Origin of the sequence: Desulfogranum marinum (genome assembly GCF_016918565.1) — a bacterium.
GTDB classification, from domain to species: Bacteria; Desulfobacterota; Desulfobulbia; order Desulfobulbales; family Desulfobulbaceae; genus Desulfogranum; species Desulfogranum marinum.
Genome location: NZ_JAFFQD010000041.1, coordinates 19480 through 46246, shown reverse-complemented (window position 1 = coordinate 46246; position 26767 = coordinate 19480). Strand labels below are relative to the sequence as shown.

Below are 26767 nucleotides of genomic sequence, written 5' to 3'. Positions count from 1 at the left end.
GCCTTGGGGTGGTCAGGGGCAGCCTCTGCTAAAGGTAGCTGTTGATTGTGAGTTTTTCGCATCTTTTTCGATTTCCGGAAATAGTTAATCAAGTAATTTTAGCGACTTACTAAAAAAACTTTACCAGGAATCGTAAAAAGAGCACCCCTTAAAAGGCGATTTTCTCTTACTAAATCAAATAAATAGCTTCTCGCGGACAGACACTAGCTTGGTTAAGCTATAGTGAAGCAAGTTGTATCTTTGTTTTGTCTATCCTCCTGTTCGTTGACTTTCACTTGTCCCTCTACTGTTGCACCAGACAGAACTCTACATCATCCGACCTTCTTGATCCCCTGTAGAACTAATCAACTGACTCCAGAGTCAACATGGGCCAGGTATTGAGTATCACTCTGTAGTATCGATTCTGTAGATACTGGGTGGCCCTTTCTGTATACCCTGGGGTACGGAAGCTAAACCTTCAAGATACCCCCGTATACATGGGTATTGACCTCTGCTTACCTAGCTGAATATAAAGTGTTCAAGGTTATACAGGCTGAGCATGATTAGGTCAGAAGGTATTTCCTGACCTGCAATTAAGGACATTTTCCCGTGCAACTAAAGAGGTGGTGAGGTCTTTAGTCATTATTATCCACCTCTACCAAAAGTGCTGGTACAAGGAATAAGACTACTAAAAATGATGGTATTGTTTCGTTCATCGCATTTCAATCCCAGCGTCCTGAACGCTTTTTTTTCATCCCAACTTGCCATCATACATTGAACCTCCAAAGCTGCAAATACCTTCCATGTTGCCGGTATTTGCTTCATGGCACCATTGATAGTATTGAAGTACATCATCTGGGGACAGCCCACGGCTTAATTCTCTGTTGATGCATGGGGGAACGATTTCCTCCGAAAGTTCCCGTTATATCAAGACTTCTAGTGTCTTTTTGAACTGAGTGTTTTTTGTTGGGAGTCTGTGCTGACCAACCCCTGTGCCACTGACCTGCACACCAAAATCTTTACCCATGGCCCCTTTTAAAAGGGAAGTCGTTGAGATGATGGTTTCATTCCTCATCGATCCTATATTGTTGCAATTGCTCGTACACTTGTATCTTGGTCAAGTGAACTTGTTCCATTTTTTCAGAGAGTTTCGTTAAGTTGAAAATATCATCTCCACCCTTTTGTAAGTATTCATTCATATTTTTTGTTGCTGCAGCTTCTTGTTCCTCAAGTAATTTATATTCAGCAAGAAGGTCGTGTGCAGCATCACTGTATGGCATAAGGTTACCTCTTATTAATGATTCAAATGAAAGTGTTCATGTCGGGAACCACAATAATTAACATATTTGAAGATTTCAATGTGGTCGTCAGTGTTCTCCCATGTACTGGTTCAGCGTGAACCTTGTTTTATGAAGTCTAAGGGGGCAGATCTTTGCTTGGCTCATCTCGTTTATATAATCTCCCCCGGAAGTCGATTTTTCTAAAGGCGAGATTTTTCCACTAAGTGTTGACTCTTTTTGTTTTTCCCAGCAAGTTGGACCAAAAATGTCTTTTATCTGGTCTGGTTTTTCAGTCGGAAAATCATAGCAGCAGTAACAAATAAGATTAAATCGTTCATCATTCGCGTTGGCAAGAAACTTTTTTCGTAGTTTTGTAGGATCGATAGAATCTATGTGAAACGAGCCCGCATCGGCCATGAAGCTCCAAAATGGATTTGGCTTATCGAGTGAGGATGTGGATTGGAGAATAGGAGGAGAACTGTGGTTCTGCTTGGGTCGATTTTGGGTACAAGTCGTTTGCTGAAAAACGAAACCTATTTTTCTTGGTCATGGAAATTAATAGGTTTATCCTCTCCTATGTACCGAGGAAGGATGCAATGGGCATTCCTATGAACCTTGTTGTAGTCATCGCCCAAGTGATATGTATATTTTTGTCTAATACTCACTAGGTAACTCCGAAAAACTTATTTTACTTTTTAATGCCTCAATTTTTCATCTATAAAACAATAGCAAAATTTTGCTGACGCTGCTGTCATTGCCGACTATGCCATAGGTTTCTGTTTCACCTTCTTCATTAACAACAGTTTGCAAATATCTCTTTCTAGCCTGGCAACTGAGAAGTGGTCAGGGGCCTTAGACAGGATAGACAAACAGGGCGGCTAAATCTATTCTGCACAGACAAAATATGACCATATTTTTCTAAAAAATAGTGATAAACAGGAAGTGCTCCTACCCAAGAGGTATCTTTCTATATTAATAAAGTTTTTTCCCCCGCTTTCTAAAGTGGCGAAGCTATCATAGATAGCGGACCCTAAATTTTATTTACATACCTTGAATTTGAATAAAGCCTTATTTTCGGATAGAATTTTGTAGATTAAATTTTCATGGATGCTGCGGCCTGTTCTCCGGATTTCTTGCGAGTATATTTTTTTAAATTTACATCATCCTTGGATGCGTCTGGTATTTAATACTTTTTTGCTTTTTTTGCCGAGGGGTTAAGCGATGTATCATCGGTTACTAAAAATCTATATTGCAACTCATGATCCTCAACTCGAAATGATTCTTCAGGGAGTGGAACCCGAGGAAAGGTTTTCCCATCAGTTTCTTTGTTCACATAATGTCGATGAAATCGACTTTAGCGACTACTCGGTCATTATCCTGGATTTCGACACCGCTGCCCCCAAGTCCTTGGATCGTATTAAGACAATCAAGAATGACAAAGTTGCCGTGATAGGTTGTTTTACCCGCAATAGCTTTCCTGTTTTAGCAGAGCATTACCATCTGTTTGACCAAGTCTGGATCAAACCTTTTGCTGATGATAAACTCCAGTCCTCCTTTGCCGGGATCTTAAGGCGTTTTAAAGAACGGGAAGAAGTGATCCTGGGCCAAAAATATCTGGATACCCTGATAGACAGTCTGCCCGAGCTTATTTGGTACAAAGATGCCCGAGGAGCCCACCTTAAAGTCAACGATAGTTTCTGCCGCACCGTCAATAAGACCAAGGCTCAGGTAGAAGGCCGCGGGCATTACTACATTTGGGATATTGAACCAGATGAATACACCCAGGGGGAATTTATTTGCCTAGATTCTGAAGAGATTGTTCTCAATAAAAAGGAAACCTGTTTGTTTGATGAAACGGTGAAATGCGGTGATGAACTTCGTAAATTTAAAACCTATAAATCACCGATTTTTGACATCGATGGTGAGGTTATCGGCACGGTTGGATTTGCTCACGATGTAACTGACTTGCAGAACTTGCTGATCGAGCTCAATATTTTGATTGAAGGCCTGCCTTTTGCTGTCATGGTAACCGACAAAGACAGGAATATTACGAGTGTTAATCAAAAATTTATCGATATCTTTGTTCTTGATCGTACCGAGTTTATCGGTAAAAAAGTTGATTTTTTGATCGATGAATCCAAATCATATACTCGCAGTAAGAGATGGCTTATTGAGAGGGAAGCTGACGGCACGTTGCTTATTTCAAAAAATAAAGTTTTAAAAATTCATGACGAAAAACTGCTGGATGTATTTGACGTGCTGGCAGGCCATGTCTATCTTTTTATCGATGTAACTCTTGAGCATCAATACAAAAACAAGCTGCTCATCGATGCCAACACCGATCATTTAACCAAATTGAATAACCGACGCAGTCTTCAGGATTTTATGAGGAAAACCCCGTGTCAACCAGGGACGGCACTGTTGCTCGCCGATCTCGATAACTTTAAGGAAGTCAATGATCGACATGGTCACGATGAAGGAGACCGAGTGCTGATAGCCTTTTCCAACTTGCTGCTGCAGCTGTTTTCTGCTGACAATCTCTTTCGTCTTGGCGGCGATGAATTTGCCATTATGCTTACCGAAATTGATGGTGAGGACCGGCCGAAAGATTCGGCAGAGCACCTGTTGGCAGGGTTTGCAGCAAAAGTTACCCGGAAGTTTCCGCATACCAATATTTCTGTCAGTATCGGGGGTGCCATTGATGCCGGTGTTGGAGACTTCGGTGAATTGTTCAAAAAAGCAGATATGGCCCTGTATGATTCCAAAAAAGCAGGGAAAAGTGCCTACACCCTTTGGGGCAAACAGCCTGTGATTTGGAGTGGTAAGTGACCAGATTTTTTTGGATAGTTGCCTAATATAGTCTTGGTAGACTTTAAAAAAGTGAGATGGTTCAGCGCGTTATAGCCTTATTTGCATTATTCAAAGGCGATGGACGTGGCTGAACCACCATCCATCAATAACTTAAAATTTGTGTGTCTTTATGAAGAAGTTTATCTGCTACCTGAGATGGTTTTGCAACAGCCACCCCATCTATTAGGTCCGCTGTTGTTTTTTCTTTGTTCGGCAAATATGGTGGGCAAATCTCTACACTAACGCTATTTTGAAGTAGATTTTTCAGTAGCATCTGCGGGGATATGTTTTTTGGCTTTAAAAGTACCTCCGGTGAATTTTTGACAGCCAGTGAACCTGCTTCTCCACAAAGAAGGACATCCACCGTTGCTCCTTTTTTCGATGTCTGTGTGGCCAGCACCATTGACATCAACTGGGTAATTGGATCGTCTGTTGTTACGACAATAAACATATTTTTAGAGATCTCGGAACCAATTCCAATGGTCGGAATAGCGAGTAAAGCTGCAAGAAATAACATAATCATACGTCTATACATTTTTTGGCCTCATCGTTGGTGTTGAGCATTTTAAAAATGTAATTATCATCGGAAAATATCCCAAAGCCCGTCCAAAGAATGGGCTTTGGGGTAAAAACGGTATCAGATTTTTTCCGGTAATTTCCAGGCGATAAGCATAAAAACAATACCAATGGCTACGGCCAGCAAGGTGCCGGGAATCATAGGCAGCAGTGGTTCAAATTTTTCAGACCCGGTTGCAAGCATCACCTTGCCTCCTGCAATCTTGTCGAACAGCCAGGTCTCTTCGATCGTGCCGTAAACCAGAGTATATACCAGGGCGCCAACCAGTCCGCCGCCGACAAAAAAGAGGGCATCCTTCCTGCCGTCTGCAAGAGCAGTTAGACTTGTGCCGGGGCAGTAGCCCGCTATGGCAAATCCCAGCCCGAGCAGTGCACCGCCGAGAATAACGCCAAAGTAGCTGCTTTTCACTGAGAGGTGTCCGCTATCGATGATGCCGACGGCCATAAGCAGAAAAAGCAGAGTGCTGCTGATGCCAATAGCAAAAAAGATGGCTTTCATGAGATGCAGATCTTTGAGGCGCAGCATGTTGATTATATTTTGAGGGTTGTTTGCCCCCACCCGCTGCAGGGCAAAACCGAAAAAAATTCCAAGGATGATCGCTAGTAGAGTATCCATGATAAATCTCTTATTTTCTCTTGTAGATTAATATGGCTGCCGGAATGGCTGCAGCAAAAGCGCCGAGGGCAAACAGATATCCACTGAGGGATGTCTGCATCATGCCGCTCATCATATGGCCGCTGGTGCAGCCTCCGGCCAGACGGGCACCGAAAAGCACAAGAATTCCGGCAAAGAATACTATTATATAACGGGCGAAAGGGTTTTCCCCGAAGCGCTGTCGCCAGACTTGGGGGGCTTGGCGGTCTTGTGCGCTGGGGGTGGGGCCGCCCAACTTGGATGATAAGAATGCTCCTGCTATCATGGCAAGAACAAAAATAAAGCTGTAGTTAATTGGGTTCGCTATATTTTTCGCGTATTTACCGTCGCTTTTGTCCAAGTAGGCGTTTGGGCTGGAATAGCCTGTCTTCCTTTCTGGATTTTCCTGGACGATGGTATCGGAAAAAAGATTCCATATAATGCCGTCAGCTATGACAAATTGAGTGGAAACCCCGATGGGCTTCACCAATGCGACAGCGAAGAGAAAGGCCGCTCCCAGTAAAAGGCCTCCTTTAAACCAGTTTAATTGTCCGCTCATGTCAATTCCTCCTCATTTTTCGGTTTGCAGTAAATGCGGTAAAGGACTTGCAGGATATCTGCAACGGCCTCGCTGTTCAGCCGGTAATGGATGATCTGGCTTTCACGCCTCGTTTCCACAAGACCGGCATCACGTAGACTTGCCAGGTGCTGCGATAGAGCCGACTGACTTAAAGGGACAGCCTTGTTCAGTACACTCACCGGGCATTCCCCATTCATCAGATGGCAAAGCACCATCAGTCGGCTTGGGTGACTCATGCTTTTAAGCAGGCCGGCAGCCTTTTTCGCATTTTTTTGTAATTTATTAGGGTCAATCTGTTCCATAATGGCGTATAACTTAAATTAGAATATACTAAATTAGTTAATTCTAATGTGTAGGGTTGTCAAGCTTTACCATGAGTGATGCTAATCACACATGTAAGGCTGATTGAAGATATGAAAAAAAAGGCAGAGCTGATAAGCTCTGCCTTACGCCTTCCGGTTTATGGGAAAGAGTTATTTTTTCCTTTTTCTGGCAAATCAGTTCGAAGATCCTCTTTACTGAAGATTTATCATGCGGGATTCTCCAGGTGAAAGTAGTGTGCCTTGCCGTGCTTTTAAGAAAAAATATATAAAAAAATGTTGAGCATAACAAGGTAAGCGCAAAACGACAGGAGATCGAACCCGGTGGAAATCCTTCAAGATAGCATCATTGTGCTCCTCTGAACAGATGCCCGGCTGACCTTGATCGGAAACTTGTTTTTTCAAAGTACCCTTAAATCCGCTTGAAATTTTTGTGATTGTTGGCAGGTACATGTATGGTGGTGCCGCCTATATTTGCATACTGCTCTCCAGCCTGAACAGGCATGGCTATAGGTGTCTCCAGTTCCGCTAGTGTATTGAGCCACGCGGCACTGGCAATGATCAGCGAGACAAACCAGATGGAAAAGCAAAGAGCTATATATCCTCGTGTTGAACCTTTCATTTTCTTCTCCTGATTCTTGATGTTCCCGAAGTAATTCGGCGATGGAAACAAGGTAAAAGGAAAAAATGAAAGCAATATGAAGGAAAGAAGGAAAGGGTTTATGGCAACAGGCTATCAATACTTTTTCACATCTTATTTTTTGAAAGATGACTCTCGCCCGACCTCCGTTTGCTTAGATCTGTGAAATAGATTGCCATGGTCTAACTACGTCGGGTGCCTTGAATGGTTTTTACTCAACAGCCCCAGCGTGGGTGAAGCCAACGGAACCGTTATAGGTTATTTTAGCTATTCGCTGTTTGTCACTCCAGGCTTCGATGTTAATAGGGCTGGCTGTTGTAATAATAGTGCAATGTTTAAGCGCCGCCTCTGCTTTTTTCACGTTGTTGTCAGCCATGCTTGATGCATATCTCCACACCCAGCTTGCATTTTCACACACCGGCGAGCCTACAATAAGTGTTGCCGCTCCTGTTGGAAGAGGCCCTGTTGGAAGGGGGATAGCCTCATCTTTTTTGGAATTACCTAGAGAGGAAAACATTACAATAATACCGAAGACTGCGAGCAGGCCTATCACTGTAGCGATTAAGTTTGCTTGTTCTACTGTCATAATTGTCCTTTTTTGAAGGTGCTGTTAAGCGTAAAAAAGTAATATACCACTAAATCACCTTGAGCACTGCTGAACAGTGACGGATTGTAGCTATTTTCCATTCAAGGGCGCCACTGAGGTTTTTTGCCTGTATCCTTGTATAGTGGTTTGTTGTATCGATCTCTTTGTTCGCTGAAATAATGAATGGTTGCCGGAAAGTATTTTCTATGTTCCGGGAATATTTTTTCAAATGTCTGGCGGCAGGGCTTGCGAAAATCTTCATCTGTGAGTCCTGGAAATTTTTCGCGGCAGCAGGCAACGATCCGATCAAAAAAGTGGCTCCCCATGAACATATCATAGGCAATACTGAGAAATTGGCCATAATCCATCCGATTATACTGATTGAGATGGGTAGACGAAATCTGTAGGTCCTGACGGCGGCGCATATCTATGCCTACGCTTAAATCTCGATGCACTATGCGAGTGATATTTTGCTCATCATCCAGTTCCAGGAGCACATTTTGCCCATGGGGTTCCAGCATGTAGCCAAAGGTGCTGAAGCACTGCACCCAATGGTGTATGATGGGCAGCATTATCCGGCCAAGAATAAATTCCACAGGATCTGCTGCATCAATAAGGCTATAAAGAAGGGGGGCTTGTTCAGCGGTAAAAAAATCTTTGCCGTATAGTGCAAAGCCTGGAATCAATGCTCTCTTTTCCCGGCAGACGGGGAAAGGGCGCATGTCGCGTATCAGATATCCCCAGTTTTCCCCACGGGATGATGACGTATTAAGGTTAGCGTACGAGATGCCGATTACTTCCCGAAGGTAGGCAAACGTAGGGTCAAAGTTATCTATTCCGTATTCCATGTCGCGGGAGACATTGACCGCCTGTTCAATCACCTCATCGCGCATTTTTCTATTGTAGCGGGAAACGCGAAAAGGAAAGTGAAGCTTTATAGCGTGGGGGAAGGCTGACTTGACGTAGAGTGTTCTCGTAGAAGAGCTTGGAATAACTTCTATTTTCCGTCTGCTTTTACTGGTTTTTATAACAGCTTGCACGTAAGGGTCGGTGGTATATTCTTCAAGCACTTGGGGGTGAATGCAGAAGAGGGCCTTCTCCTTGCCAAGATAAGAGACGCTGAGCTCCTGGGGAGGATTGGCGGTATAAATCAGGAGGTCCTGGCGCGGTATTGCAAAAGCATTGACAATGAAATTTTTCTGCGATGCATTGGGGCGATACAGTTCCTTCGCCTCAGTGTACGCTGAATGCTTGCTATAGGTTCTGGTTCCTTCGTTACGATATCTGTCTAGGTATTGGAGAGATGGGATCATGGTAACACCTGGATAAAATAGGTTGCTGACGTTAGAATATAGGTGTTTTTTTATATATGATGGGTAAAGTTTAGCTTTATTGCCAAAAAAATGTGAGAGTAAATATGCTCTTTTCTCTGATTACCATCTTTTCCACTTCTTTTATCCTGGCCTTGTCCGGCGCTCTCATGCCTGGGCCGGTGCTTACCGTTACCGTGAGTGAAAGCACGCGCAGAGGCGTGGTGGCAGGTCCTTTGATGATCTTTGGCCACGGGTTGCTGGAGCTTACGCTGGTTGTTGCCCTGCTGGCCGGCCTTGCGCCTTTTTTTACCAGGGATGATGTCTTTGTGGTCGTCTCCCTGCTGGGTGGCATTATTTTATTGTGGATGGCCTGCTCGATGATAAAAGAGCTGCCTACTTTGCAGCTTCATGATGTCGACAACCAAGAGCAAACCAGGAGCCTTGTTCTGGCCGGTATCCTGCTCAGTCTTTCCAACCCGTATTGGTTCATCTGGTGGGCCACGATCGGCATCGGCTATATCATGTATGCCGCCAAATTTGGTTTTTTGGGGATTGGTGCCTTTTTTACAGGCCATATTTTGGCCGATCTTGCCTGGTACAGCCTTATTTCTTTCGGAGTTGCCAAAGGGAAACGATATTTTAGCGATACTTTTTATCGGAGGCTTATTTTTGTTTGCGCAGCTTTTTTAATGATTTTTTCCTGTTATTTTTTTTACAGTGGCCTTGGTAAGGGATATTTTATCCTGCAAGCACACAAAATTATATAATAAATTCAGATTTGAGGGGTAGCTATGGTAAAGACGATAGAGGTGGCAAAGCAAGGCAATATTACTGTGCTAAGCTTGAATAATGGCGTTACCAACGCAATATCCCCGCAAATGGTTAAAGAGCTTTCTGCAGCGCTGAAAACGATACAGTTTGATTCCGAAGGGCTGGTTTTATGCGGTGGTGAGAAATTTTTTTCTATCGGTCTTGACCTACCCGCTTTAATTGAATTAGACCAAGCAGCGATGGCCGTATTTTGGGAAGAGTTTAATCAGCTTATTCTCGATCTCTATATATTTCCATTGCCCGCTGTCAGTGCTGTTGCCGGTCATGCCGTGGCTGGAGGGAATATTCTGGCGCTCACCAGTGACTACCGCTTTGCAGCCAGTGAAAGTCGGAAAATCGGATTGAACGAGATTACCTTGGGCATTCCGGTTCCTTTTTTACCCGACATGCTGCTCAAACAGGTTGTGGGAGAGCGACGAGCGATCCGCATGATGTACAGTGGTGCGTTTATGTCCCTGCCTGAGGCTGAAGCAATTGGCTTGGTTGATGAATTGCATCCTGTCGAGACTCTTCAGCAAGCAGCTGTGGAAAAAGTTGCTGCCATGGCAAAATTACAACCAGCGGCATTTGCTGCCATCAAAGCCAATTATACGGAGCCTGTCAGGCAGCGCTATCTACAGGAAGCGGCAGCCCAAAATGCAGCTTTTCTTGATTGTTGGTTCAATGATCAGGTCCAGGTTGGCCTCAGGGAGGCTGCGAAAAATTTTTAAGTACTGTAGCGAGGAGTGTAACCACGTTTTGCAGGATATCTTAACCCAAGGAGGAGTGTATGGAGTGTGCAGGTAAGAAGATAGCGATTCTGGTGGAAGAACTGTTCAACGTCTATGAATTCTGGTACCCCTATTATCGTCTTTTAGAGGCAGGGGCCGAGGTCGTGGTTGTCGGTTCGGGAAGAACTGACACATATAACGGTAAGCCCGGAACCGATGTGCAGCAGGATGTCTCTGCTGATGATGTTAAGGCTGCAGATTTCGACGGTATCATCATCCCCGGTGGTTTTGCCCCGGATATGATGCGTCGTTATCCTGCCATGGTACAGCTCGTTGCCGAAGGAGTAGAGCAAGGCAAAGTGGTGGCTGCGATCTGCCATGCAGGCTGGATGCTGGCGTCAGCCAAGGTCCTCAAAGGCCGGCGGGTGACTTCTTTTTTCGCCATTAAGGATGATTTGATTCATGCCGGAGCCGACTGGGTGGATGAGGCCGTGGTTGTTGATGGAAAGATAATCACCAGTCGCACCCCTGATGATTTACCGGATTTTATGCGGGCAGTGGTGAAGGAACTGACTGCCTGAGCCACATTTTCCAGGAACAGCCCATCAACCTGAGCGGCCAGTCGCTCAGGTTGATGGAGTTTGCCACGACTCATAAATACTGTTGCCGGGTTACTTGGTCTGCTCCCCAAAGACGTGTTCCGGGTTGAGCTGATGGATGCCTTTGATATGTCTGATTGAACCGGTTATGGCCCGGATGACTATACTGTGGGTTGTGACGCCTCCAGCCCTGTCAAAATGGACGCCCTCAAGAAAAGAACCGGAAGTGATGCCGGTGGCAGCAAAGAAGGCATCGTCGGAATGGATGAGGTCGTTTAACTGGAGAACCTGGTTTGGGAGAAAAGTGCTGTCCGCAGCAAGGGCCTCTTTCTCTGCCGCAAGTTGGGGGGCAGCCATGGCCTGCATGCCGCCGCCCAGTGCTTTTACTGCAGCGGCAGATATAACCCCTTCCGGAGTGCCACCAATCCCCATGAGCACATCCACTCCTGTGCCCGGTACCGCAGCCATGAGGGCTCCCATTACATCCCCGTCAGTGTGCAGAGAAATACGAGCGCCGGTACTTCGGATCTCCTCTATGAGCTTTGTGTGGCGTGGCTTATCGAGCACAAAAACCGTAAGGTCGGTTACGTGGCGATGAAGGGCCTGCGCGATGTTATGCAGATTATCGGCAGCCGGCGCGGTGATATCTATCGCCTCTCCGGCCGCTTTTTCGACAACGATTTTATCCATATACAGAGAGGGGCCTGGATCCCACATGCTGCCTTCCGGAGAGGCAGCGATGACTGCGATCGAATTCGGCCTGCCATAGGCAAGGAGTCTGGTACCCTCAACCGGATCAACAGCAATGTCAAGACGAGGTGCGTTGCCGTTGCCAACCTTTTCTCCATTAAACAGCATCGGCGCTTCGTCTTTCTCACCTTCACCGATGATGACCACGCCGTGCATATCCACACTTTTCAGGACGGCCCGCATGGCATCTACTGCAGCCTTGTCACCCCCTTCCTTGTCGCCTGTGCCCATAAAAGCTGCAGCGGAAAGGGCTGCTGCCTCGGTAACCCGAACAAGTTCCATACCTAGATTTCTATAGATCGATGTATTCATATGCTATGGTGGGGGTTGGGATTGATAAGTACTTCCTGCTGATTATCTTGTTATAAGGCAGATAATTTTTGTTTGTCTGTTTTTAACCTGAGGGGAAAATACATGTTTGCCATTTATGATGTAACAGGTCGAAGCTTCAGGGATTCACTTGAGCAACTATATCGAGTTAATAGCGTTAGATCCACTCTTTCTTCCCATCGACGTAAAGCAGAAGAGGAGCAGCAGCAACAATTTGCCTCGTCTGTCTCACAATCCGCTATCCGTGCTTACAAGAAAACCCTGCAGCTCCCAAAGGAACGGACCATTTATCATGCCAACCAGGTCATGCAATCTCCGGTTATCACGGTACGCGATAATTTTTTACCTGAGGACTGCTGGGAAATATTATGGAAAAATAAAATCAGCCAGGTGCCGGTACTCAGTGATAAGGGGCTGCTGGCTGGTATGTTAGCCAAAGAGGATTTACTCAAGGAGATGATTGTCGACGGTGAGACTATTATCAGACCTGCTGATAAACCGTTGTCGGAAATAATGTCGCCCAAGGTAATAACAGCTGACCCGGTTTCAGATATTCGCCGGGTAGCCCAGGTGCTCAATGACTACCACTTCAACAGTTTACCCATTGTCGATAATTTTGACCGGATCGTGGGCATCGTTACTCGGACAGATATCATCCGAGCAGTGGCCGAACATCCGACGCTCTCTTTATGGGGCTGAGGTTCGTAGTCGCAAAAAGGTAGAGCGTTGAGAAGATGATTGTGATGTGAAAAAAAAACATTTTAATGGAGTTGCGCATGTATATACTGGAACGAGAGCAACAGGTGAGCACATCCCTTGACAAGGCATGGCATTTTTTACAGAATCCCGCTAACTTGAACCGGATTACGCCCCCGGATCTTCGTTTTCAAATTGTTTCAGATACCCCGGACATCATGTACAACGGGCTCATCGTAGAATACCGAGTGAGCATTCCTTTCATGGGCACCCATGGGTGGGTTACAGAGATTAAGCACATTCGTGAGCACCATTCATTTGTTGATGAGCAGAGACTGGGGCCCTATCGTTTTTGGTATCATTATCACGAGATCCAGCAACAGGGAGACCACGTTCTCCTTTTAGACCGGGTCCATTATCAGCCGCCATTCGGTCCACTTGGAACCGTACTCCATTGGGTGCATATAGAGAAAACCCTGAACAGGATTTTCGACTATCGTCGGCAACAACTGGCTGATGTGCTCTCTACCGGGTAGGAGTCTAACGAAGAATGTCTTTTTCTCTCATATCGGTGTTATTTCCTGAAAATGCCTCGGAGGCGGGGCTTACCTGATTTGAGAAAAAAATCCTGTTATCCAACAGGCTCCTGCAGCAGAGGAAATCGGTTAATCCCCTGAAAATAAGAGCGCTTTTACCTGTCTTTCCGCATGGACAGGCTGATCCGTTTTCTGGCAATGTCAACCTCAAGGATACGGACCTGGACATGTTGACGAACTTTTACTATTTGACTGGGATCACTAATGAATTTGTCGGCAAGTTGACTGATGTGGACAAGGCCGTCCTGATGGACGCCGATGTCGACAAAGGCACCGAATTTGGTGACATTGGTCACTATTCCAGGTAGCTCCATTCCCGGCTCCAGGTCTTCCATGGTATTGATGCCTTCGGTAAAGGTAAAAGCGGTAAAGGAGGTTCGTGGGTCTCGGCCGGGTTTGTCCAGCTCGGCGAGAATATCCTGCAAGGTAGGTTTACCTACCTCTGCGGTAATATATCTGTTTATGTCTATCTGCTGACGCAGCTCCTTAGACGCAATCAGGTCGCGGACACTGCAGCCGGCGTCTTTAGCCATCTGTTCCACCAGGCCATATCTTTCCGGGTGGACGGCAGAGTTGTCCAGTGGGTTGGCAGCATTGCTGATGCGCAGAAAACCAGCGCATTGCTCAAAGGCTTTCGCCCCCAGGCGAGGTACCTGCATAAGGGCCTTTCTGGAGGTAAAGGCTCCCTGTTTGTTTCTTAAATCAATGATGTTTTTCGCAAGACCTGGTCCTAAGCCCGACACATAGGTGAGCAGAGATCGGCTGGCTGTGTTGACATCGACTCCAACCATGTTAACGCAACGCATCACCACATCATCAAGTCCTTGTTGCAGCGCCTTCTGTTGCACATCGTGCTGGTATTGACCTACCCCGATGGATTGTGGGTCCAGCTTGACCAGCTCTGCCAAGGGATCCTGTAGCCGCCTGCCAATGGAAATCGCACCGCGAACCGTGATATCATGATCCGGGAATTCCTCACGAGCAATTTCCGATGCGGAGTAGATCGAAGCCCCACTCTCGTCAACCATGGTCACGATGATCTCTGGCGGAAGGCCAAGGCTGCGGATAAAGGCTTCTGTTTCTCTGCCGGCAGTTCCGTTACCAATGGCAATTGCCTCGATAGCGTATTGCTTGCAGAGTGTCTGCACTGTTGCTGCAGCTTCCTGTTGCTGCTTGTGCGATAAAGTCGGAAAAACAGTTGTATGGTGGAGCAGGGCACCATGGCGATCCAGGCAGACCAATTTGGCCCCGGTTCGAAAGCCGGGGTCCAGTGCCATGACTGACTTTTGTCCAAGAGGGGGAGCCAGCAAAAGTTCTGTGAGGTTGTCGGAAAAAACAGCAATAGCCTCCTGGTCTGCCTGATCCTTTAACTGGGCACGGAGTTCATTTTCCAGCGAGGGCGCAAGCAGCCTCTTGTAACTGTCAGCAGCCGCAAGTTGGAGCTGTTGGTCAGCAACGCTATTTCGCCTTGCATATCTGGTATGCAATAACTCCATGGCGATTTGCTCCGGCGGGCGGATGGTGAGGCGGAGAATCTTTTCCTGTTCTCCCCTGAACATTGCCAGCAGGCGATGGCCTGGTATCTTTACGGCGGGTTCCTGGCGATCGAAATAATCTTGAAACTTTTTACCGTTCTCTCTGTTTTTTTCTATGACGCGTGAAGTGATGATCGCTTTGGTGGCAAACAACTGCCTGAGTTTGTTCCTGGTGCCGCTGTCTTCGCTCATCCATTCAGCAATAATATCCCGGCTGCCGGCCATGACATCTTCTGCGATGAGCAGACCATGCTCCTGGTTTAAAAAAGTTTCCGGTCGAGGAATATCAGACTGTTGGTTGAACAAGGCCCTAGCCATAGGCTCCAGCCCTTTTTGTCTGGCAATGGCAGCTTTGGTTTTACGTTTTGGCCGATGGGGAAGATAGACGTCTTCCAGTTCGCTTAGAGTTTGTGCCGCCTCAACAGATGCACAAAGGGCAGGGTTGAGTAATTCTCTTTCCTTGAGCGAATTGAGGATATTTTCGCGTCGTTTATTGAGCTCTTTGACCTGTTCAAGGCGATCACGGATGGCAGCAATCTGAATCTCATCGAGACCACCTGTCGACTCTTTTCGGTAACGGGCTATAAAGGGCAGGGTTGCTCCGCTGTCAAGCAGTTCGCACACTGCGCTTACCTGGCCCTGATTTATGGTCATTTCACGGGCAATGTTGGTGGTGTAGTTCTGCATAACAGTATGTTTTTGTGTGTGAAATTAGAAGAAGTTCGAAAAACGGCGACTGGCAGGTTCCGTGCAGATGGTGGATATGATGAGGCACACCTTTCTATGGTCACGGAATTATGCCTTTACCCCGCCCTCCTTGTATTGTCAACCGGCAACAGATCGTGTATAGTTTTCTTCCAGCCAAAAAATGACAGCCGCCGGCTGACTTATTTTCCCCCCTACAGAATTGATCAGGTGAACGCATGAAGCAACCGTTAAGCAAAAAGACGAAATTTATTTTTATTACCGGCGGTGTCCTCTCCTCTTTAGGAAAGGGCCTGTCTGCAGCTGCCATTGGATCGTTGCTCGAGTCCAGAGGGATGACAGTTACCTTCCAGAAGCTGGACCCCTATATAAATGTAGATCCTGGAACCATGAATCCTTTTCAGCACGGGGAGGTCTACGTTACCGACGATGGTGCTGAAACCGATCTGGATATGGGGCATTACGAGCGCTACACCAATGCAGTGATGGCCCAGAAGAATAATTATACTTCAGGTCGGATTTATTATTCCGTGATCATGAAGGAGCGTCGTGGAGAGTATCTTGGCGGTACGGTGCAGGTTATTCCCCATGTCACTGATGAAATCAAAGAAGCTGTCCTTCAGCTCGATGGCTTGGTGGATGTCGCCATTATTGAGATTGGTGGTACTGTGGGCGATATCGAAGGATTACCTTTTATAGAGGCAATTCGCCAGCTTCGTTCAGATCTTGGCAAGGAATATTCTCTGTTTATTCATTTAACTCTGGTGCCCTATATAAAGACAGCGGGTGAGGTCAAGACCAAGCCCACCCAGCACTCGGTAAAAGAACTACTCGCGTCCGGTATTCAGCCGGATATTCTCATGTGCCGTACCGAAGCACCGCTCACCGACGACCTGAAAAGAAAGATCGCTTTGTTTTGTAATGTAGAAGCAAAGTACGTTATTTCGGTGGTGGATGTTGATAATATTTACGAAGTGCCTTTAAAGCTCCACGCCGAAGGGGTTGATGACAGGATTCTGGAAAAACTCGGCATTTGGACCGGTGCGCCCAATGTGAAACCTTGGGAAGACCTGGTTCATAAAATCAAAAATCCCAAGCACACTGTTACCATAGGTATTACTGGTAAGTATGTTGATCTCACCGAATCCTACAAGAGTCTCCATGAAGCTCTGGTGCATGGAGGTATCGGCAATGATACCAAGGTTGAACTGGAGTATATCAGCGCTGAAGATCTCGAAAAGAATCCTGATGATTCGAGTTTGAAAAGGTGCGACGGCATTCTGGTTCCAGGTGGATTCGGTAGCCGAGGTATGGAAGGGAAAATTCGGGCTATCACCTATGCCAGGGAAAATAAGGTGCCTTTTTTGGGTATCTGTCTTGGCATGCAGCTAGCTGTGGTTGAGTTTGCTCGCAACATTGCAAAGATTGCTGATGCCCATTCGGTTGAATTTAACAGTGCTACTACCAACCCGGTTATTTATTTGATGACGGAATGGTACGACTTTAGAACTGGGAAAACAGAAACCAGAGATGAGCATTCGGATATGGGCGGTACACTCCGTCTTGGCGCGTACCCATGTGTTCTGCATGAAAACACCCATGCTGCGGATGCTTACCAGCAGGAAGAGGTGAGTGAGCGGCATCGTCATCGATATGAATTTAACAACGACTTTCGTGAACCACTGGAAGAAGCCGGGCTGGTCATCAGCGGGACTTCACCGGACAATACCTTAGTTGAAATTGTTGAAATTGCTGATCATCCTTGGTTTCTCGGCTGTCAGTTTCATCCTGAATTTCAGTCCAAGCCTATGCGACCGCATCCATTGTTCAAGGCCTTTATCAAAGCGGCTTTGGACAATAAAAAATAGTTACTTTGTTGGATAAAGACAGTCAATTATGAAAAACGTCGTTTTTAATCCTTTTGCAGGGAAAACCATTAGTATTGGTCCATGTCAACCGTTGCTGCTTATGGCTGGGCCATGTGTGTTGGAATCACCGGAGTTGGCCTTGGAAATTGCCCAGGAAATGAAGAGTATTACCACCCGGCTTGGTATTTCCTATGTTTTTAAGGCTTCATTTGATAAAGCAAACAGAACCTCTCTGGATTCCTTTCGTGGCCCAGGTCCGGAAAAAGGGTTGCGCCAGCTGGGGCAACTCAGGGCAGAGATGGGCATCCCTGTGGTTTCTGATATTCATGAACCCGCCCATGCAGAGCTTGCTGCTGATAGTCTCGATATCCTGCAGATACCTGCTTTTTTATGCCGGCAAACAGACTTGCTGGCAGCAGCAGCAAAAACCGGTAAGGTGGTCAATGTCAAAAAAGGACAGTTCGTAAGCCCATGGGACATGGAGCATGTAGTCAATAAACTGCGAGGCTGTGGCTGTGAGAAAATTCTGCTCACCGAACGGGGTGCCAGCTTTGGCTATAACAACCTGGTGGTTGATATGCGATCTCTACCGGTGATGCGTTCCCTTGGCTGTCCTGTTGTTTTTGATGCTACCCACTCGGTCCAGCTGCCGGGAGGAGCCGGCAAGTCTTCCAGCGGACAGCGAAATTTCATCGCTCCATTGACAAGGGCTGCCATGGCCGCAGGTATAGACGGTTTGTTTATGGAAGTCCACCCTGACCCTGACAAGGCCTTGTGTGACGGACCTAACTCGCTGCCGCTTGAACATGTCGAGCCTTTGTTGACTGAACTGCTGAAAATTCGTAACGCAGTCGAAGGAGTTGCTGATGATATCTGATGGTTGTTCGCCGGCTAATCCAGGTGACTATCCTTCGGATTGTCAGCTCACAGAAGCACTGCGGACCAGAGCAATGAAACGGAACGCCCCCGTTGAGAGAACTAAAGAGTGGCAGGCTGCGCTGGGACAGGCGCAAAAAGTCAAATTGCTGCTGCTTGATGTTGACGGTGTCTTGACCAATGGTTCCCTTGTGTATACGGGAAGTGGAGAAGAGGCCAAGTGTTTTCATACCCAGGATGGACTTGGCATCAAGCTACTGCAGGAGAGTGGGATTGAAGTTGGTATTATTACTGCCCGTAATTCATCGATTGTTGCCCGGAGAGCGGAAGAACTCAAAATAACCCATGTGTATCAGGGGAAATTTGATAAGCTTTCGGTATATGAAGAAGTGTTGAAAAAGACAGGCCTTCGTCCAATGCATACCGCTTACATGGGCGATGACTGGGTTGACCTACCGCTTTTGAATAGGGTCGGATTTGCTGCCGCTCCTGCCAATGCGAGGGTGGAGATCCAGCAGCGGGTCCATTATCTTACCAAACGTAACGGTGGTCAGGGAGCCGTCCGTGAAGTCTGTGACCTTATCATGGAGTCACAGGGTACCTATCAACAGATGTTTGCCAGGTTTGACAGATGATGAAAAAACCGCGCGACCTGCTCTGGGTGGTGCCACTTGTCTTGTTTGTCACCAGTCCCGTTTGGCAACCTGTAGTGGCTGATTTTCTGAAACCACGTGGTGAGTTTGGTCAGCAGCAAGTTGGCGGTCAGGCTACGAATTCTCAACAGTTTCAAATGGATACGGTTACGATCACCTTGACCAGTAACGGTAAGGAAGAGTGGTTGATCAACGCAGAACGTGCAAAAACGGGGAAAACTGATCGTATCATCGAGATGGAAGTCGTGAATGCCCGCTACATTGGGAAGGACAAAGCACCAACCCATATCGTTAGCCGTCAAGGGCAGTACTTCATCGATGACCGGCATCTTATCCTCATTGATGATGTGGTGATCAGCAAACCAGAGACCAAGGAGGTGCTGTATACAGATCTCCTCCATTATTACGATGCTACGAAAATGGCCGTCAGCCCTGGTAATGTGGACTTACAAGGCCCCGGCTTCAGGCTTGAGGGAGGGCGGATGGACTATGATCTCTCCACCGATGGATACGATTTCAGCGATCGGGTGAAAGTTGAGCTGTAATGCAATCGCGGCATGGATAGGATTTCGGCAAGTGTGTTAGCAACGATTAAACAGGCAAAGAGAGACAGGAAAAACAATGTTCCCGGCATGCTGTAACTCCACAAAAAGGAGTTGAATGCTGAAAAAATGCACAGCAGGGAGTATTTTTTTGAGGAACTCGGCAATAAATAACAACGAAACAAAACAGGACCTTTTGCATGATAAAAATCAACGAACATTACTTAAAACTGCAGGCATCGTATCTTTTTTCCAACATTGCCAAGCGAGTGGCCGCCTTTCAGGAAAATAATCCTGATAAAGACGTGATCAAACTCGGTATTGGCGATGTTACCAACCCGTTGCCTGCTGCCTGTGTGAAGGCTTTTCATGATGCTGTTGATGAAATGGCAACCGAAGCGGGCTTCCGTGGGTATGGCCCGGAGCAGGGGTATGATTTTTTGCGTGAAACAATCGTTGCCAATGATTTTCAGGCCCGCGGTGCTGAAGTCAATAGTGATGAGATTTTTGTTTCCGATGGTGCCAAATGCGACTCTGGTAATATTCAGGAGATTTTTTCTCTTGATACGCGGGTGGCTATCCCGGACCCGGTGTATCCTGTTTACCTTGATACCAACGTGATGGCAGGACGAACCGGTGGCTATAATGATGACCGCTATGACGGGATTGTCTACCTGGAGTCGACCAGGGAAAATAACTATGTCCCTGATCTGCCCCAGGAGCAGGTGGACATGATTTATCTCTGTTTTCCAAATAACCCGACCGGTTCAACTATTTCCAAGGAGCAGCTGAAGGTATGGGTTGATTATGCAAGGGATAACAAAGCGCTTATTTTGTTTGACGCCGCCTATGAAGCCTTTATCCGTGATGAAAGTCTTCCCCATTCCATTTATGAAATAGAAGGTGCGCGCGAGGTCGCTATCGAATTTCGCAGCCTTTCAAAAACAGCAGGATTCACCGGGACCCGCTGCGCCTATACTGTGGTGCCGAAAGAGTGCATGGCATATGACCAGAACGGAGGCCGGCACGCATTGCACGCTCTTTGGAATCGGCGTCACTGCACCAAGTTTAATGGGGTAAGCTACCCTGTACAGCGTGCAGCCGCAGCTGCTTTCTCTGCTGAAGGCAAGGTGCAGACCAAAGCGCTGATAGATGGGTACCTGGAAAATGCCAAGATCATTGGCAAAGCCATCGGCCAGCTGGGATTTGAATATGTTGGCGGAGATAATTCTCCGTATATTTGGATTTGGGGTGATCGTGATTCCTGGGACTTCTTTGACTTGTTGCTCGATAAAGCCGGGGTTGTTTGTACCCCTGGAGCAGGCTTTGGAAAATGCGGCCAGGGCTATATCCGTATCTCAGCCTTTAACTCCCGTGAAAATGTTATCACAGCTATGGATCGTATCAGTAGTGCCTTAAGCTGATTTTTTTTTCGGTGACAGCCCCATGTGGTGGCTGTCACCGTCCCCCTCCCGGCCGTTTTTCTTTGTTCGTCCTGTGTTTCTTCTTGTTGTCGCCAGGAAATTCCTTTTTTCTATTTTTTTACAGGTCCAGAAGTCTGGCCCCATTTTCTCTGGTGATTGCAGAGAAAACCTCCGGTGGGAGATTGAGCTTTCTGAGCATGTTTAAGCTGGTTTGCTGGTCAGCCCATGGTGAATCCGAGCCGAAAAGGATGTATTCCTGTGGATGGGAAAGGAGCATCTTTTTGATGTAATCCTGCTCCAGAAAATCAAGGGCAAAGGAAATCTCCATATATATTGGTTTGCCGATCAGCTTGGCATTGACGTCGTCCCATTCTTCCCAACCACCTAAATGGGTGGTGACAAGCTGTAAAGTAGGGAATTGGCGAATGACATTGAGGATGCGTTGTGGATCGGCTCTTCTGATTCTGGGGTAGGCGATATCGTAACCGGTGTGGACCACTACCAGCAGCCTTAGTTCCGCTGCCTGTTGGTAAAGTGGAGTCAATGCCTGGTCATCGAGAAAAAAATCCTGATAATAGGGGTGCAGCTTGATTCCTTTAAAGCCAAGTTCATGGATCTGCTGTAGTCGCGATTGGATTTCCGGATCAGCAGGATGGATTGAAGGAAAGGGGATAATCCGTGGGGATCGTATGGCCAGAGACCAATCCAAAATAGGCTGGAACTGCTGGGGACGAGTGGCTATGGAGCAGATAACCGACGTCTCGATCTCTGCCTGATCCATGGCTTGGAGCAGATTGGCAATGGTACCGTTAAGAAATGCCTTGATATTGCCGCTTTTTTCCAGAGAGGCGATGGCGCCGGCAGCAATGGCATCAGGAAATGCGTGGGTATGAAAATCGATGATTTTTGTCATGGCTGCATTTTACCCATTTTGATCAATTCCCGAAAAAATAAAGACCGAATTTGAGAATAACGAGTGCATACAGTCCGGCAAAGACATCATCGAGCATGATGCCTAACCCACCATGGATATGACTGTCAAACCAACCTACCGGAAAGGGTTTAAGTATATCAAAAATACGGAATAGAATAAAGGCAAGGAGGATCGGTATTGGTTGGAACGGGATGGTAGCCAAGGCAATCAGCTGGCCTACAATTTCATCAATCACAACCAGGCCGGGGTCGCCATGGTCGACAATCTTTTCGGCTGCTCCGGCAGAAATAACACCAAGAACAAATAAAATGGCAACGCCAAGTAAATAGGTGGGCAGCGGCAGCCGATAGAACAGCAGCCATACAAAAACACCAACCGCAGACCCCCATGTTCCAGGCGCTTTGGGCAAGTATCCGCTGTAGGCCCCTGTGGCGATAAACATGAACACTTTATCCATTTACTTGTCCGTCAAAAAAGAGTTGAGCCGGCAGTCCCGTACAGCAGTATACACCGTTTGCAAAGCGATGCCATGTTGTCGGGCCACCAGCAGACATGCTTCGTACTCAGGAGAGATTTCCACCCCAGAGGGTCGATGAATCTTTTTAGCCTTTAATGGGCCCCAGGGCGTATCCACGGTGACCGGCTCCCGCATCAGGGTTGATCGGCTTTCTCGGCGACAACGAATGCCGATGGTGCTGGTTTCCGTGAACAGACAGTTTTTCAGCTGAAGCGTGTCGGCAGGGGAGCAGACCACCCGCACAAGAAAGCCGGGTCGGCCTTTTTTCATCTGTATGGGGATCAGGCAGACATCAAGGGCACCTGCATCCATCAGCAGCTGACTGGTATGGGGCCACAGTTCAGGGTTCCAGTCGTCAATATGGGTATCAAGGATATCAACCTGCTGCGACTCCATAACGTCCAAGGCTTCACCAACCTGGATTCGCAACAGGTTGGGGCGGGAATCTGCCCGCTGCATGGTTCCGGCACCATAGGCGGTTTTTTGGAGGATCATAGCCGGCATTTGGCCAAAGTCTGCTGCCAGTTCCGTTACCAGAGCTGCGCCGGTGGGAGTGACCAATTCCTGTTGCAGAGATTCACCGTACACGGGTACGTCTTTGAGCAGCTTGCATACTGCCGGTGCGGGCAGAGGTATTTCGCCATGCGCGCACTGTACCCAACCTCCGGGCATGGGTAATGGAGAGCAGGTAATCTCCGCCGGACCCAGAAAATAAAAACCGGCTACCGCGCCAACGATGTCCACCAAAGCGTCCACTGCTCCAACTTCATGAAAATGAATGGTTTCAACTGTGGTTCCATGGACTGCCGCCTCTGCTTCTGCCAGACGATGAAACACTGCCTTTGCCTTTTTTGATATCGCTGGTTCCAGGCTGGAGGCTTCCAGAATCGAGTTAATATCAGCAAGGTGCCGGTGAGGATGGTGTTCATCGGTGGTGACTTTCACACGACATGCAGCAAAACCTTGGATTTGGAGGTGCTCAATATTGAGCTCAAATCCCTTTATGTTGAGCTGTTGCAGGGTGTCTTGGAGTAGCTTTTGCGGGACACCTGCGTCAAGCAGGGCACCAAGTAACATGTTGCCGCTGACACCGGAGAAACAGTCGAGGTAAATGCGCTTCATCATGTGAACAGGTCGCCAGGTACAATAGTGGTCCCGCAAAGACAGGCCTGGACGCTCATCCGTTTTTTTCCTTCCGGTTGGATTTCACGGATACGGAGATAATCGCTGCCTGTGGCAATGAGCAGTCCCTGGGCATCAGCCTGGCAGACCGTTCCAGGAGCCTCGGTGGCACTTTTTGCCACCAGCTCCGGTGCGAAGAAACGGAATCGTTTGTCGTTTAAAAAGCCGTAGGCAGACGGCCAGGGGTCGAGTCCACGGATGATGCAGTGAATACTTTCCGCTGTTTGCTGCCAATCAATATGTCCTTGTGCTTTGCTCAGCATAGGGGCATGGGAGGCTTTAGTGTTATCTTGAGGAATTGGTGACAGTTGCCCCAGCTTCATCAGCTCGACCGCCTTGGCAAGTGTCCGGCCACCAAGATGGGCAAGCTTATCAAACAGGGTGCCTGCGGTGTCGTCTTTTTCAATAGGAATGGCGACCGGGTAAAGAATATCACCTGTATCCATTCCCTCATCCAGCTGCATGATGGTCACACCGCTTTCTTTTTCGCCGTTGAGTACAGCCCACTGAATGGGGGCAGCGCCCCGGTACTTCGGCAGCAGTGACCCATGGACGTTGATAGCTCCCATGGGGGGCAAGCGCAACAGTGATGCGGGAAGGATTTTGCCATAGGCGACAACAACAATCAGGTCTGGCGCGATTTCTTCAACCTGTTTGAAAAATACATCAGTCTTGATGTTGTCCGGCTGCAGTACAAACAGGCCTGCCTCTGTTGCTGTAACCTTGACAGGAGGCGGCTGCAATTTTCGGCCTCTCCCTTTTTTTTTGTCCGGTTGACAGACAACGGCAACGACCTGATCCGGACCGTCGAGCAAAGCCTGCAGGGAAGGGACCGCAAAATCAGGGGTGCCCATAAAAAGTATGCGTAAAGGGGAGGTCATAAAATAGTGGATAGGTAAAGATGGAGAGAAGCTTGTTTACAGCATATGCAGCCAGTAGAGACGCTTGCCTTATGCCTGCTGATGAAGGATTTTTCTCAGCTTTTTCTTGTACAGGGTGCGCTTGAGGGAAGAGAGCCTATCTATAAAAAGGGTGCCACGTAAATGATCCACTTCATGTTGGATGATGCGTGCGAATCGGTCTTCAGCATCAAATTCTAAGGGATTACCGTCGATGTCTTTGGCTGTGACATGAATTTTTTGGAATCGTTTTACTTTTGCCTGGCATTCAAGCACGCTCAGGCAACCCTCTTCATCGACAATAGTGCCTTCACCATCGGAGATAACAGGGTTGACAAGGACTAAGAATTTTTTTTCGTCAGGGATTTCCGAGCGATCAACAAGTGCAACCTGCTGCGCTACGCCAACCTGATTAGCCGCCAACCCGACGCCTGGCGCATCGTACATGGTTTCGCTCATATCCTGGACAAGTTTTTTCAACTCATCGTCAAACACGGTGATTTCTTTTGCTTCTTCGCGGAGTACAGGGTGGGGATAAGTAATAATTTCTAGGAGTGCCATTGGATTGTGGGGGAAGAATTTCTACGTTACTGCTTTAGTTTTTTGGAGAAAAACAGGTGTATATATTGCCATCGTGTCTTATATGTAACCATTTTCCCCGGCGCTGTAAAGCCAAGAGAAGCAATGGAAAGGATGGCAGGGGCAGCCGCTTGTCTTCCTGGTTATAATTGTGTAGGGTTTGAGCCCTTTTGAAAGCAGATGAGAGAATGTATGGTACAAAAAGAAAATTTGAAACAAGGGCTGGAATTACTGAAACAACCAGTGCTGCCACTGGTCTCAATGGTAGAGTTTTTTCTGCTGACCGGAGATTTTGCAACTGTTGCCGAGATAGTAGAACAACTGCCTGACCCTATTGAAACTGCGTATGCCCGTTATGACCAACCGGCAGAACTGCTCAAACCCTATCTTGAGCAGTTGGAGACGCTGTTGGCACTACAACAGGGGGCTGAGCCATCGTGGCCGGTAATTACAGAGAACGGTGAAGAGGTAGACCTGACAACCGCTAGGACAGCCTTGGTCGATCAGAAGATCCTGACCATGGAGCTCGAGGCGATTAACAGCGCACTCTGCGGGCCATGTGGGTGCACGCTGTGCTGCGTTGGTCCTGACCGGGATATGGAACAGGCTTTTTTTGAGATCCCGCTGCGCGAGAGCGAAGTTGATTTGTTTGCAGTGGAGAAGATTGAAACAGTTGCTGCAAAGCAATGTAATGCCATGGATGAACCTCCTCTCCAGGTTGAGGGGACAGATTTCTTTGCACGTACAACTTCAGCGCTTGTCCATTGGCAAAAGGGGTGGAGCCTTATCCTGCCGAAAATGAGTAGTTGTCCCAATCTTGAATCGCAAACCGGTCGATGCACGGTGTATATCGATCGACCGAAGGTCTGTCGAAGGCCACAAATATTTTCCTATATTTTGGAACCTGTTACCGGTGAAGATGGGGAGATCATTGCTCAACGGTTGCGCAGGACGTTGCTGGCAATTATAGATTGTCCGTATGTGGAGGTGTTGCAGGAAGAAATTGCGGCCTATGCTGCGGCCTGTGAACTCAATTTGGTGATCAAGCGTAATAAAGGCTGAAGCGTAACTACTCAAGGGGGTGATACCTCTTTGATTTAGTATACCTAACACCTGTAATTGCTTACAGGTCATCAAGTTTTTTGATCCAAATTTTATAGAAAAAAACTATCATGAGTTTTGTTGAAATACTATATATTGTCTTGTCCTATTGCATTGGTGCCATACCTTTCGGTTTATTGGTATCTCGCGGCAGCGGTATTAATATTCGTGAGCAGGGAAGTAAAAATATCGGTGCTACCAATGTAACACGTTTGCTTGGCAAAAAAATGGGTGTAATAGCCCTTTGCGGTGACGTTTTAAAGGGGTTCCTGCCAATTTTTATCGCAACTCTGCTCATGGAAGGGAAGGCCAACGCTCATTTGGTTGTTGCCCTCTGCGGTGCTGCAACTGTAGTCGGCCATATGTTTCCCATCTATTTGGGCTTTAAAGGAGGGAAAGGGGTCGCCACAGCACTGGGCGTTTTTCTTTTTCTATCTCCGATTGCAATTCTTGGCTGTCTGCTGATTTTTGTTGCAGCAGTTTATTTTTCCGGTTTTGTATCTTTGGGCTCTTTGCTCGGTTCCGCTGCGATTGTCGGCCTGTTGCTGCTTTTGGGAGCATCCACCTGGAAGATCTTGTTAGCTGGTTTTATCGTTGTCCTTATTTGGGGAAAGCATTATCAGAATATAGGTCGTTTGCTTTCCGGTGCAGAGAAGAGTTGGAAGAAAAAGAGCGAATAAGC

Annotated in this window: 29 protein-coding genes; 13 read left to right on the top strand and 16 right to left on the bottom strand. The window is 47.2% G+C overall.

What is annotated here, in order from left to right; translation table 11 throughout:
• Positions 1-1043: 1043 nt before the first annotated feature.
• Both JWH17_RS18865 and JWH17_RS18860 read right to left on the bottom strand, forming a co-directional pair.
• Positions 1044-1259: a hypothetical protein gene (locus JWH17_RS18865; RefSeq protein ID WP_205224218.1), complete on the bottom strand. Its 216-nt coding sequence runs from the start codon at positions 1257-1259 to the stop codon at positions 1044-1046.
• 87 nt (positions 1260-1346) lie between these two features.
• Complete coding sequence (locus JWH17_RS18860) at positions 1347-1676, bottom strand: hypothetical protein (RefSeq protein ID WP_205224217.1); 330 nt, start codon at positions 1674-1676, stop codon at positions 1347-1349.
• 804 nt (positions 1677-2480) lie between these two features.
• On the opposite strand from JWH17_RS18860, the gene JWH17_RS18855 reads away from it, so the two are divergent.
• Entirely contained in the window at positions 2481-4088 is a 1608-nt protein-coding gene (locus JWH17_RS18855) for a diguanylate cyclase domain-containing protein (protein WP_205224216.1), read from the top strand.
• Between the two features lie 124 nt (positions 4089-4212).
• Here JWH17_RS18855 and JWH17_RS18850 read toward each other — a convergent pair whose 3' ends face one another.
• The 7 genes from JWH17_RS18850 to JWH17_RS18820 all read right to left on the bottom strand — a co-directional run bounded on the left by JWH17_RS18850 (position 4213) and on the right by JWH17_RS18820 (position 8758).
• Positions 4213-4644, bottom strand: coding sequence for a DsrE family protein (locus JWH17_RS18850; protein ID WP_205224215.1), 432 nt, complete (start codon positions 4642-4644; stop codon positions 4213-4215).
• Between the two features lie 102 nt (positions 4645-4746).
• Complete coding sequence (locus JWH17_RS18845; RefSeq protein WP_205224214.1) at positions 4747-5301, bottom strand: DUF6691 family protein; 555 nt, start codon at positions 5299-5301, stop codon at positions 4747-4749.
• Between the two features lie 10 nt (positions 5302-5311).
• Positions 5312-5878 (bottom strand): YeeE/YedE thiosulfate transporter family protein, encoded by a 567-nt coding sequence (locus JWH17_RS18840; protein ID WP_205224213.1) that lies wholly within the window; start codon positions 5876-5878, stop codon positions 5312-5314.
• On the bottom strand, positions 5875-6201 hold the full coding sequence (locus JWH17_RS18835) for an ArsR/SmtB family transcription factor (RefSeq protein ID WP_205224212.1): 327 nt from the start codon (positions 6199-6201) through the stop codon (positions 5875-5877). Before JWH17_RS18835 ends, JWH17_RS18840 begins: the two co-directional genes overlap by 4 nt.
• Before the next feature lie 430 nt (positions 6202-6631).
• Entirely contained in the window at positions 6632-6841 is a 210-nt protein-coding gene (locus JWH17_RS18830; protein WP_205224211.1) for a hypothetical protein, read from the bottom strand.
• Positions 6842-7070: 229 nt separating this feature from the next.
• Positions 7071-7445 (bottom strand): hypothetical protein, encoded by a 375-nt coding sequence (locus tag JWH17_RS18825; protein WP_205224210.1) that lies wholly within the window; start codon positions 7443-7445, stop codon positions 7071-7073.
• Positions 7446-7546: 101 nt separating this feature from the next.
• Entirely contained in the window at positions 7547-8758 is a 1212-nt protein-coding gene (locus JWH17_RS18820; protein ID WP_205224209.1) for an IucA/IucC family protein, read from the bottom strand.
• 104 nt (positions 8759-8862) lie between these two features.
• On the opposite strand from JWH17_RS18820, the gene JWH17_RS18815 reads away from it, so the two are divergent.
• Genes JWH17_RS18815 through JWH17_RS18805 form a run of 3 tightly spaced genes read left to right on the top strand, consistent with a single transcriptional unit; the run spans position 8863 to position 10880 of the window.
• Complete coding sequence (locus tag JWH17_RS18815; protein WP_205224208.1) at positions 8863-9525, top strand: LysE family transporter; 663 nt, start codon at positions 8863-8865, stop codon at positions 9523-9525.
• 24 nt (positions 9526-9549) lie between these two features.
• A complete protein-coding gene (locus JWH17_RS18810) occupies positions 9550-10299 on the top strand; it encodes an enoyl-CoA hydratase/isomerase family protein (protein ID WP_205224207.1) in 750 nt (249 codons plus the stop codon).
• A 59-nt stretch (positions 10300-10358) separates the two neighbouring features.
• Positions 10359-10880: a type 1 glutamine amidotransferase domain-containing protein gene (locus JWH17_RS18805; protein ID WP_205224206.1), complete on the top strand. Its 522-nt coding sequence runs from the start codon at positions 10359-10361 to the stop codon at positions 10878-10880.
• Between the two features lie 90 nt (positions 10881-10970).
• On the opposite strand, the gene glpX is transcribed toward JWH17_RS18805, so the two are convergent.
• Complete coding sequence (gene glpX / locus JWH17_RS18800; protein WP_232371188.1) at positions 10971-11960, bottom strand: class II fructose-bisphosphatase; 990 nt, start codon at positions 11958-11960, stop codon at positions 10971-10973.
• A gap of 102 nt (positions 11961-12062) precedes the next feature.
• Between glpX and JWH17_RS18795 the strand changes: the two genes are divergently transcribed.
• Positions 12063-12677 (top strand): CBS domain-containing protein, encoded by a 615-nt coding sequence (locus tag JWH17_RS18795; protein ID WP_205224205.1) that lies wholly within the window; start codon positions 12063-12065, stop codon positions 12675-12677.
• Between the two features lie 77 nt (positions 12678-12754).
• The gene (locus JWH17_RS18790) at positions 12755-13210 is read left to right on the top strand and encodes an SRPBCC family protein (RefSeq protein ID WP_205224204.1); all 456 of its coding nucleotides are present in this window, start codon (positions 12755-12757) and stop codon (positions 13208-13210) included.
• Between the two features lie 155 nt (positions 13211-13365).
• On the opposite strand, the gene JWH17_RS18785 is transcribed toward JWH17_RS18790, so the two are convergent.
• Positions 13366-15492, bottom strand: a complete 2127-nt coding sequence (locus JWH17_RS18785) for a Tex family protein (protein ID WP_205224203.1) — start codon at positions 15490-15492, stop codon at positions 13366-13368.
• Positions 15493-15728: 236 nt separating this feature from the next.
• On the opposite strand from JWH17_RS18785, the gene pyrG reads away from it, so the two are divergent.
• The 5 genes from pyrG to JWH17_RS18760 all read left to right on the top strand — a co-directional run bounded on the left by pyrG (position 15729) and on the right by JWH17_RS18760 (position 20873).
• Entirely contained in the window at positions 15729-17378 is a 1650-nt protein-coding gene (gene pyrG, locus JWH17_RS18780) for a CTP synthase (RefSeq protein WP_205224202.1), read from the top strand.
• A 28-nt stretch (positions 17379-17406) separates the two neighbouring features.
• Positions 17407-18255, top strand: coding sequence for a 3-deoxy-8-phosphooctulonate synthase (kdsA, locus tag JWH17_RS18775; RefSeq protein WP_205224201.1), 849 nt, complete (start codon positions 17407-17409; stop codon positions 18253-18255).
• On the top strand, positions 18245-18889 hold the full coding sequence (locus JWH17_RS18770; RefSeq protein WP_205224200.1) for a KdsC family phosphatase: 645 nt from the start codon (positions 18245-18247) through the stop codon (positions 18887-18889). Before kdsA ends, JWH17_RS18770 begins: the two co-directional genes overlap by 11 nt.
• Positions 18886-19452: an LPS export ABC transporter periplasmic protein LptC gene (lptC, locus tag JWH17_RS18765; protein WP_205224199.1), complete on the top strand. Its 567-nt coding sequence runs from the start codon at positions 18886-18888 to the stop codon at positions 19450-19452. Before JWH17_RS18770 ends, lptC begins: the two co-directional genes overlap by 4 nt.
• A 197-nt stretch (positions 19453-19649) precedes the next feature.
• Entirely contained in the window at positions 19650-20873 is a 1224-nt protein-coding gene (locus tag JWH17_RS18760) for an LL-diaminopimelate aminotransferase (RefSeq protein ID WP_205224198.1), read from the top strand.
• A gap of 118 nt (positions 20874-20991) precedes the next feature.
• On the opposite strand, the gene JWH17_RS18755 is transcribed toward JWH17_RS18760, so the two are convergent.
• The 5 genes from JWH17_RS18755 to def form a co-directional block, all read right to left on the bottom strand.
• Complete coding sequence (locus JWH17_RS18755) at positions 20992-21786, bottom strand: amidohydrolase family protein (RefSeq protein ID WP_205224197.1); 795 nt, start codon at positions 21784-21786, stop codon at positions 20992-20994.
• A gap of 22 nt (positions 21787-21808) precedes the next feature.
• Positions 21809-22264, bottom strand: coding sequence for a phosphatidylglycerophosphatase A family protein (locus tag JWH17_RS18750; RefSeq protein ID WP_205224196.1), 456 nt, complete (start codon positions 22262-22264; stop codon positions 21809-21811).
• Positions 22265-23449, bottom strand: a complete 1185-nt coding sequence (gene larC / locus JWH17_RS18745; protein WP_232371187.1) for a nickel pincer cofactor biosynthesis protein LarC — start codon at positions 23447-23449, stop codon at positions 22265-22267. It lies immediately after the preceding gene.
• Positions 23446-24387, bottom strand: coding sequence for a methionyl-tRNA formyltransferase (gene fmt, locus JWH17_RS18740; protein WP_205224195.1), 942 nt, complete (start codon positions 24385-24387; stop codon positions 23446-23448). The genes larC and fmt overlap by 4 nt, the downstream gene beginning before the upstream one ends.
• Positions 24388-24456: 69 nt before the next feature.
• Complete coding sequence (def, locus tag JWH17_RS18735; protein WP_205224194.1) at positions 24457-24966, bottom strand: peptide deformylase; 510 nt, start codon at positions 24964-24966, stop codon at positions 24457-24459.
• 210 nt (positions 24967-25176) lie between these two features.
• On the opposite strand from def, the gene JWH17_RS18730 reads away from it, so the two are divergent.
• Both JWH17_RS18730 and plsY read left to right on the top strand, forming a co-directional pair.
• Positions 25177-26046 carry a YkgJ family cysteine cluster protein gene (locus JWH17_RS18730; protein ID WP_205224193.1) on the top strand — a complete coding sequence of 290 codons (870 nt, stop codon included), beginning with the start codon at positions 25177-25179 and terminating at the stop codon, positions 26044-26046.
• Between the two features lie 110 nt (positions 26047-26156).
• Complete coding sequence (gene plsY / locus JWH17_RS18725; protein WP_205224192.1) at positions 26157-26765, top strand: glycerol-3-phosphate 1-O-acyltransferase PlsY; 609 nt, start codon at positions 26157-26159, stop codon at positions 26763-26765.
• The last annotated feature ends 2 nt before the right edge of the window (positions 26766-26767 follow it).

Coding starts and splice junctions, on each gene's coding strand:
- pyrG (WP_205224202.1), top strand. CDS start 15,729: ATGAAGCAACCGTTAAGCAAAAAGACGAAATTTATTTTTATTACCGGC.
- JWH17_RS18730 (WP_205224193.1), top strand. CDS start 25,177: ATGGTACAAAAAGAAAATTTGAAACAAGGGCTGGAATTACTGAAACAA.
- kdsA (WP_205224201.1), top strand. CDS start 17,407: ATGAAAAACGTCGTTTTTAATCCTTTTGCAGGGAAAACCATTAGTATT.
- JWH17_RS18855 (WP_205224216.1), top strand. CDS start 2,481: ATGTATCATCGGTTACTAAAAATCTATATTGCAACTCATGATCCTCAA.
- JWH17_RS18865 (WP_205224218.1), bottom strand. CDS start 1,259: ATGCCATACAGTGATGCTGCACACGACCTTCTTGCTGAATATAAATTA.
- JWH17_RS18785 (WP_205224203.1), bottom strand. CDS start 15,492: ATGCAGAACTACACCACCAACATTGCCCGTGAAATGACCATAAATCAG.
- JWH17_RS18820 (WP_205224209.1), bottom strand. CDS start 8,758: ATGATCCCATCTCTCCAATACCTAGACAGATATCGTAACGAAGGAACC.
- JWH17_RS18860 (WP_205224217.1), bottom strand. CDS start 1,676: ATGGCCGATGCGGGCTCGTTTCACATAGATTCTATCGATCCTACAAAA.
- JWH17_RS18835 (WP_205224212.1), bottom strand. CDS start 6,201: ATGGAACAGATTGACCCTAATAAATTACAAAAAAATGCGAAAAAGGCT.
- glpX (WP_232371188.1), bottom strand. CDS start 11,960: ATGAATACATCGATCTATAGAAATCTAGGTATGGAACTTGTTCGGGTT.
- fmt (WP_205224195.1), bottom strand. CDS start 24,387: ATGACCTCCCCTTTACGCATACTTTTTATGGGCACCCCTGATTTTGCG.
- JWH17_RS18805 (WP_205224206.1), top strand. CDS start 10,359: ATGGAGTGTGCAGGTAAGAAGATAGCGATTCTGGTGGAAGAACTGTTC.
- JWH17_RS18840 (WP_205224213.1), bottom strand. CDS start 5,878: ATGAGCGGACAATTAAACTGGTTTAAAGGAGGCCTTTTACTGGGAGCG.
- lptC (WP_205224199.1), top strand. CDS start 18,886: ATGATGAAAAAACCGCGCGACCTGCTCTGGGTGGTGCCACTTGTCTTG.
- JWH17_RS18810 (WP_205224207.1), top strand. CDS start 9,550: ATGGTAAAGACGATAGAGGTGGCAAAGCAAGGCAATATTACTGTGCTA.
- def (WP_205224194.1), bottom strand. CDS start 24,966: ATGGCACTCCTAGAAATTATTACTTATCCCCACCCTGTACTCCGCGAA.
- JWH17_RS18825 (WP_205224210.1), bottom strand. CDS start 7,445: ATGACAGTAGAACAAGCAAACTTAATCGCTACAGTGATAGGCCTGCTC.
- JWH17_RS18830 (WP_205224211.1), bottom strand. CDS start 6,841: ATGAAAGGTTCAACACGAGGATATATAGCTCTTTGCTTTTCCATCTGG.
- plsY (WP_205224192.1), top strand. CDS start 26,157: ATGAGTTTTGTTGAAATACTATATATTGTCTTGTCCTATTGCATTGGT.
- JWH17_RS18850 (WP_205224215.1), bottom strand. CDS start 4,644: ATGTATAGACGTATGATTATGTTATTTCTTGCAGCTTTACTCGCTATT.
- JWH17_RS18755 (WP_205224197.1), bottom strand. CDS start 21,786: ATGACAAAAATCATCGATTTTCATACCCACGCATTTCCTGATGCCATT.
- JWH17_RS18795 (WP_205224205.1), top strand. CDS start 12,063: ATGTTTGCCATTTATGATGTAACAGGTCGAAGCTTCAGGGATTCACTT.
- JWH17_RS18750 (WP_205224196.1), bottom strand. CDS start 22,264: ATGGATAAAGTGTTCATGTTTATCGCCACAGGGGCCTACAGCGGATAC.
- larC (WP_232371187.1), bottom strand. CDS start 23,449: ATGATGAAGCGCATTTACCTCGACTGTTTCTCCGGTGTCAGCGGCAAC.
- JWH17_RS18815 (WP_205224208.1), top strand. CDS start 8,863: ATGCTCTTTTCTCTGATTACCATCTTTTCCACTTCTTTTATCCTGGCC.
- JWH17_RS18845 (WP_205224214.1), bottom strand. CDS start 5,301: ATGGATACTCTACTAGCGATCATCCTTGGAATTTTTTTCGGTTTTGCC.
- JWH17_RS18790 (WP_205224204.1), top strand. CDS start 12,755: ATGTATATACTGGAACGAGAGCAACAGGTGAGCACATCCCTTGACAAG.
- JWH17_RS18760 (WP_205224198.1), top strand. CDS start 19,650: ATGATAAAAATCAACGAACATTACTTAAAACTGCAGGCATCGTATCTT.
- JWH17_RS18770 (WP_205224200.1), top strand. CDS start 18,245: ATGATATCTGATGGTTGTTCGCCGGCTAATCCAGGTGACTATCCTTCG.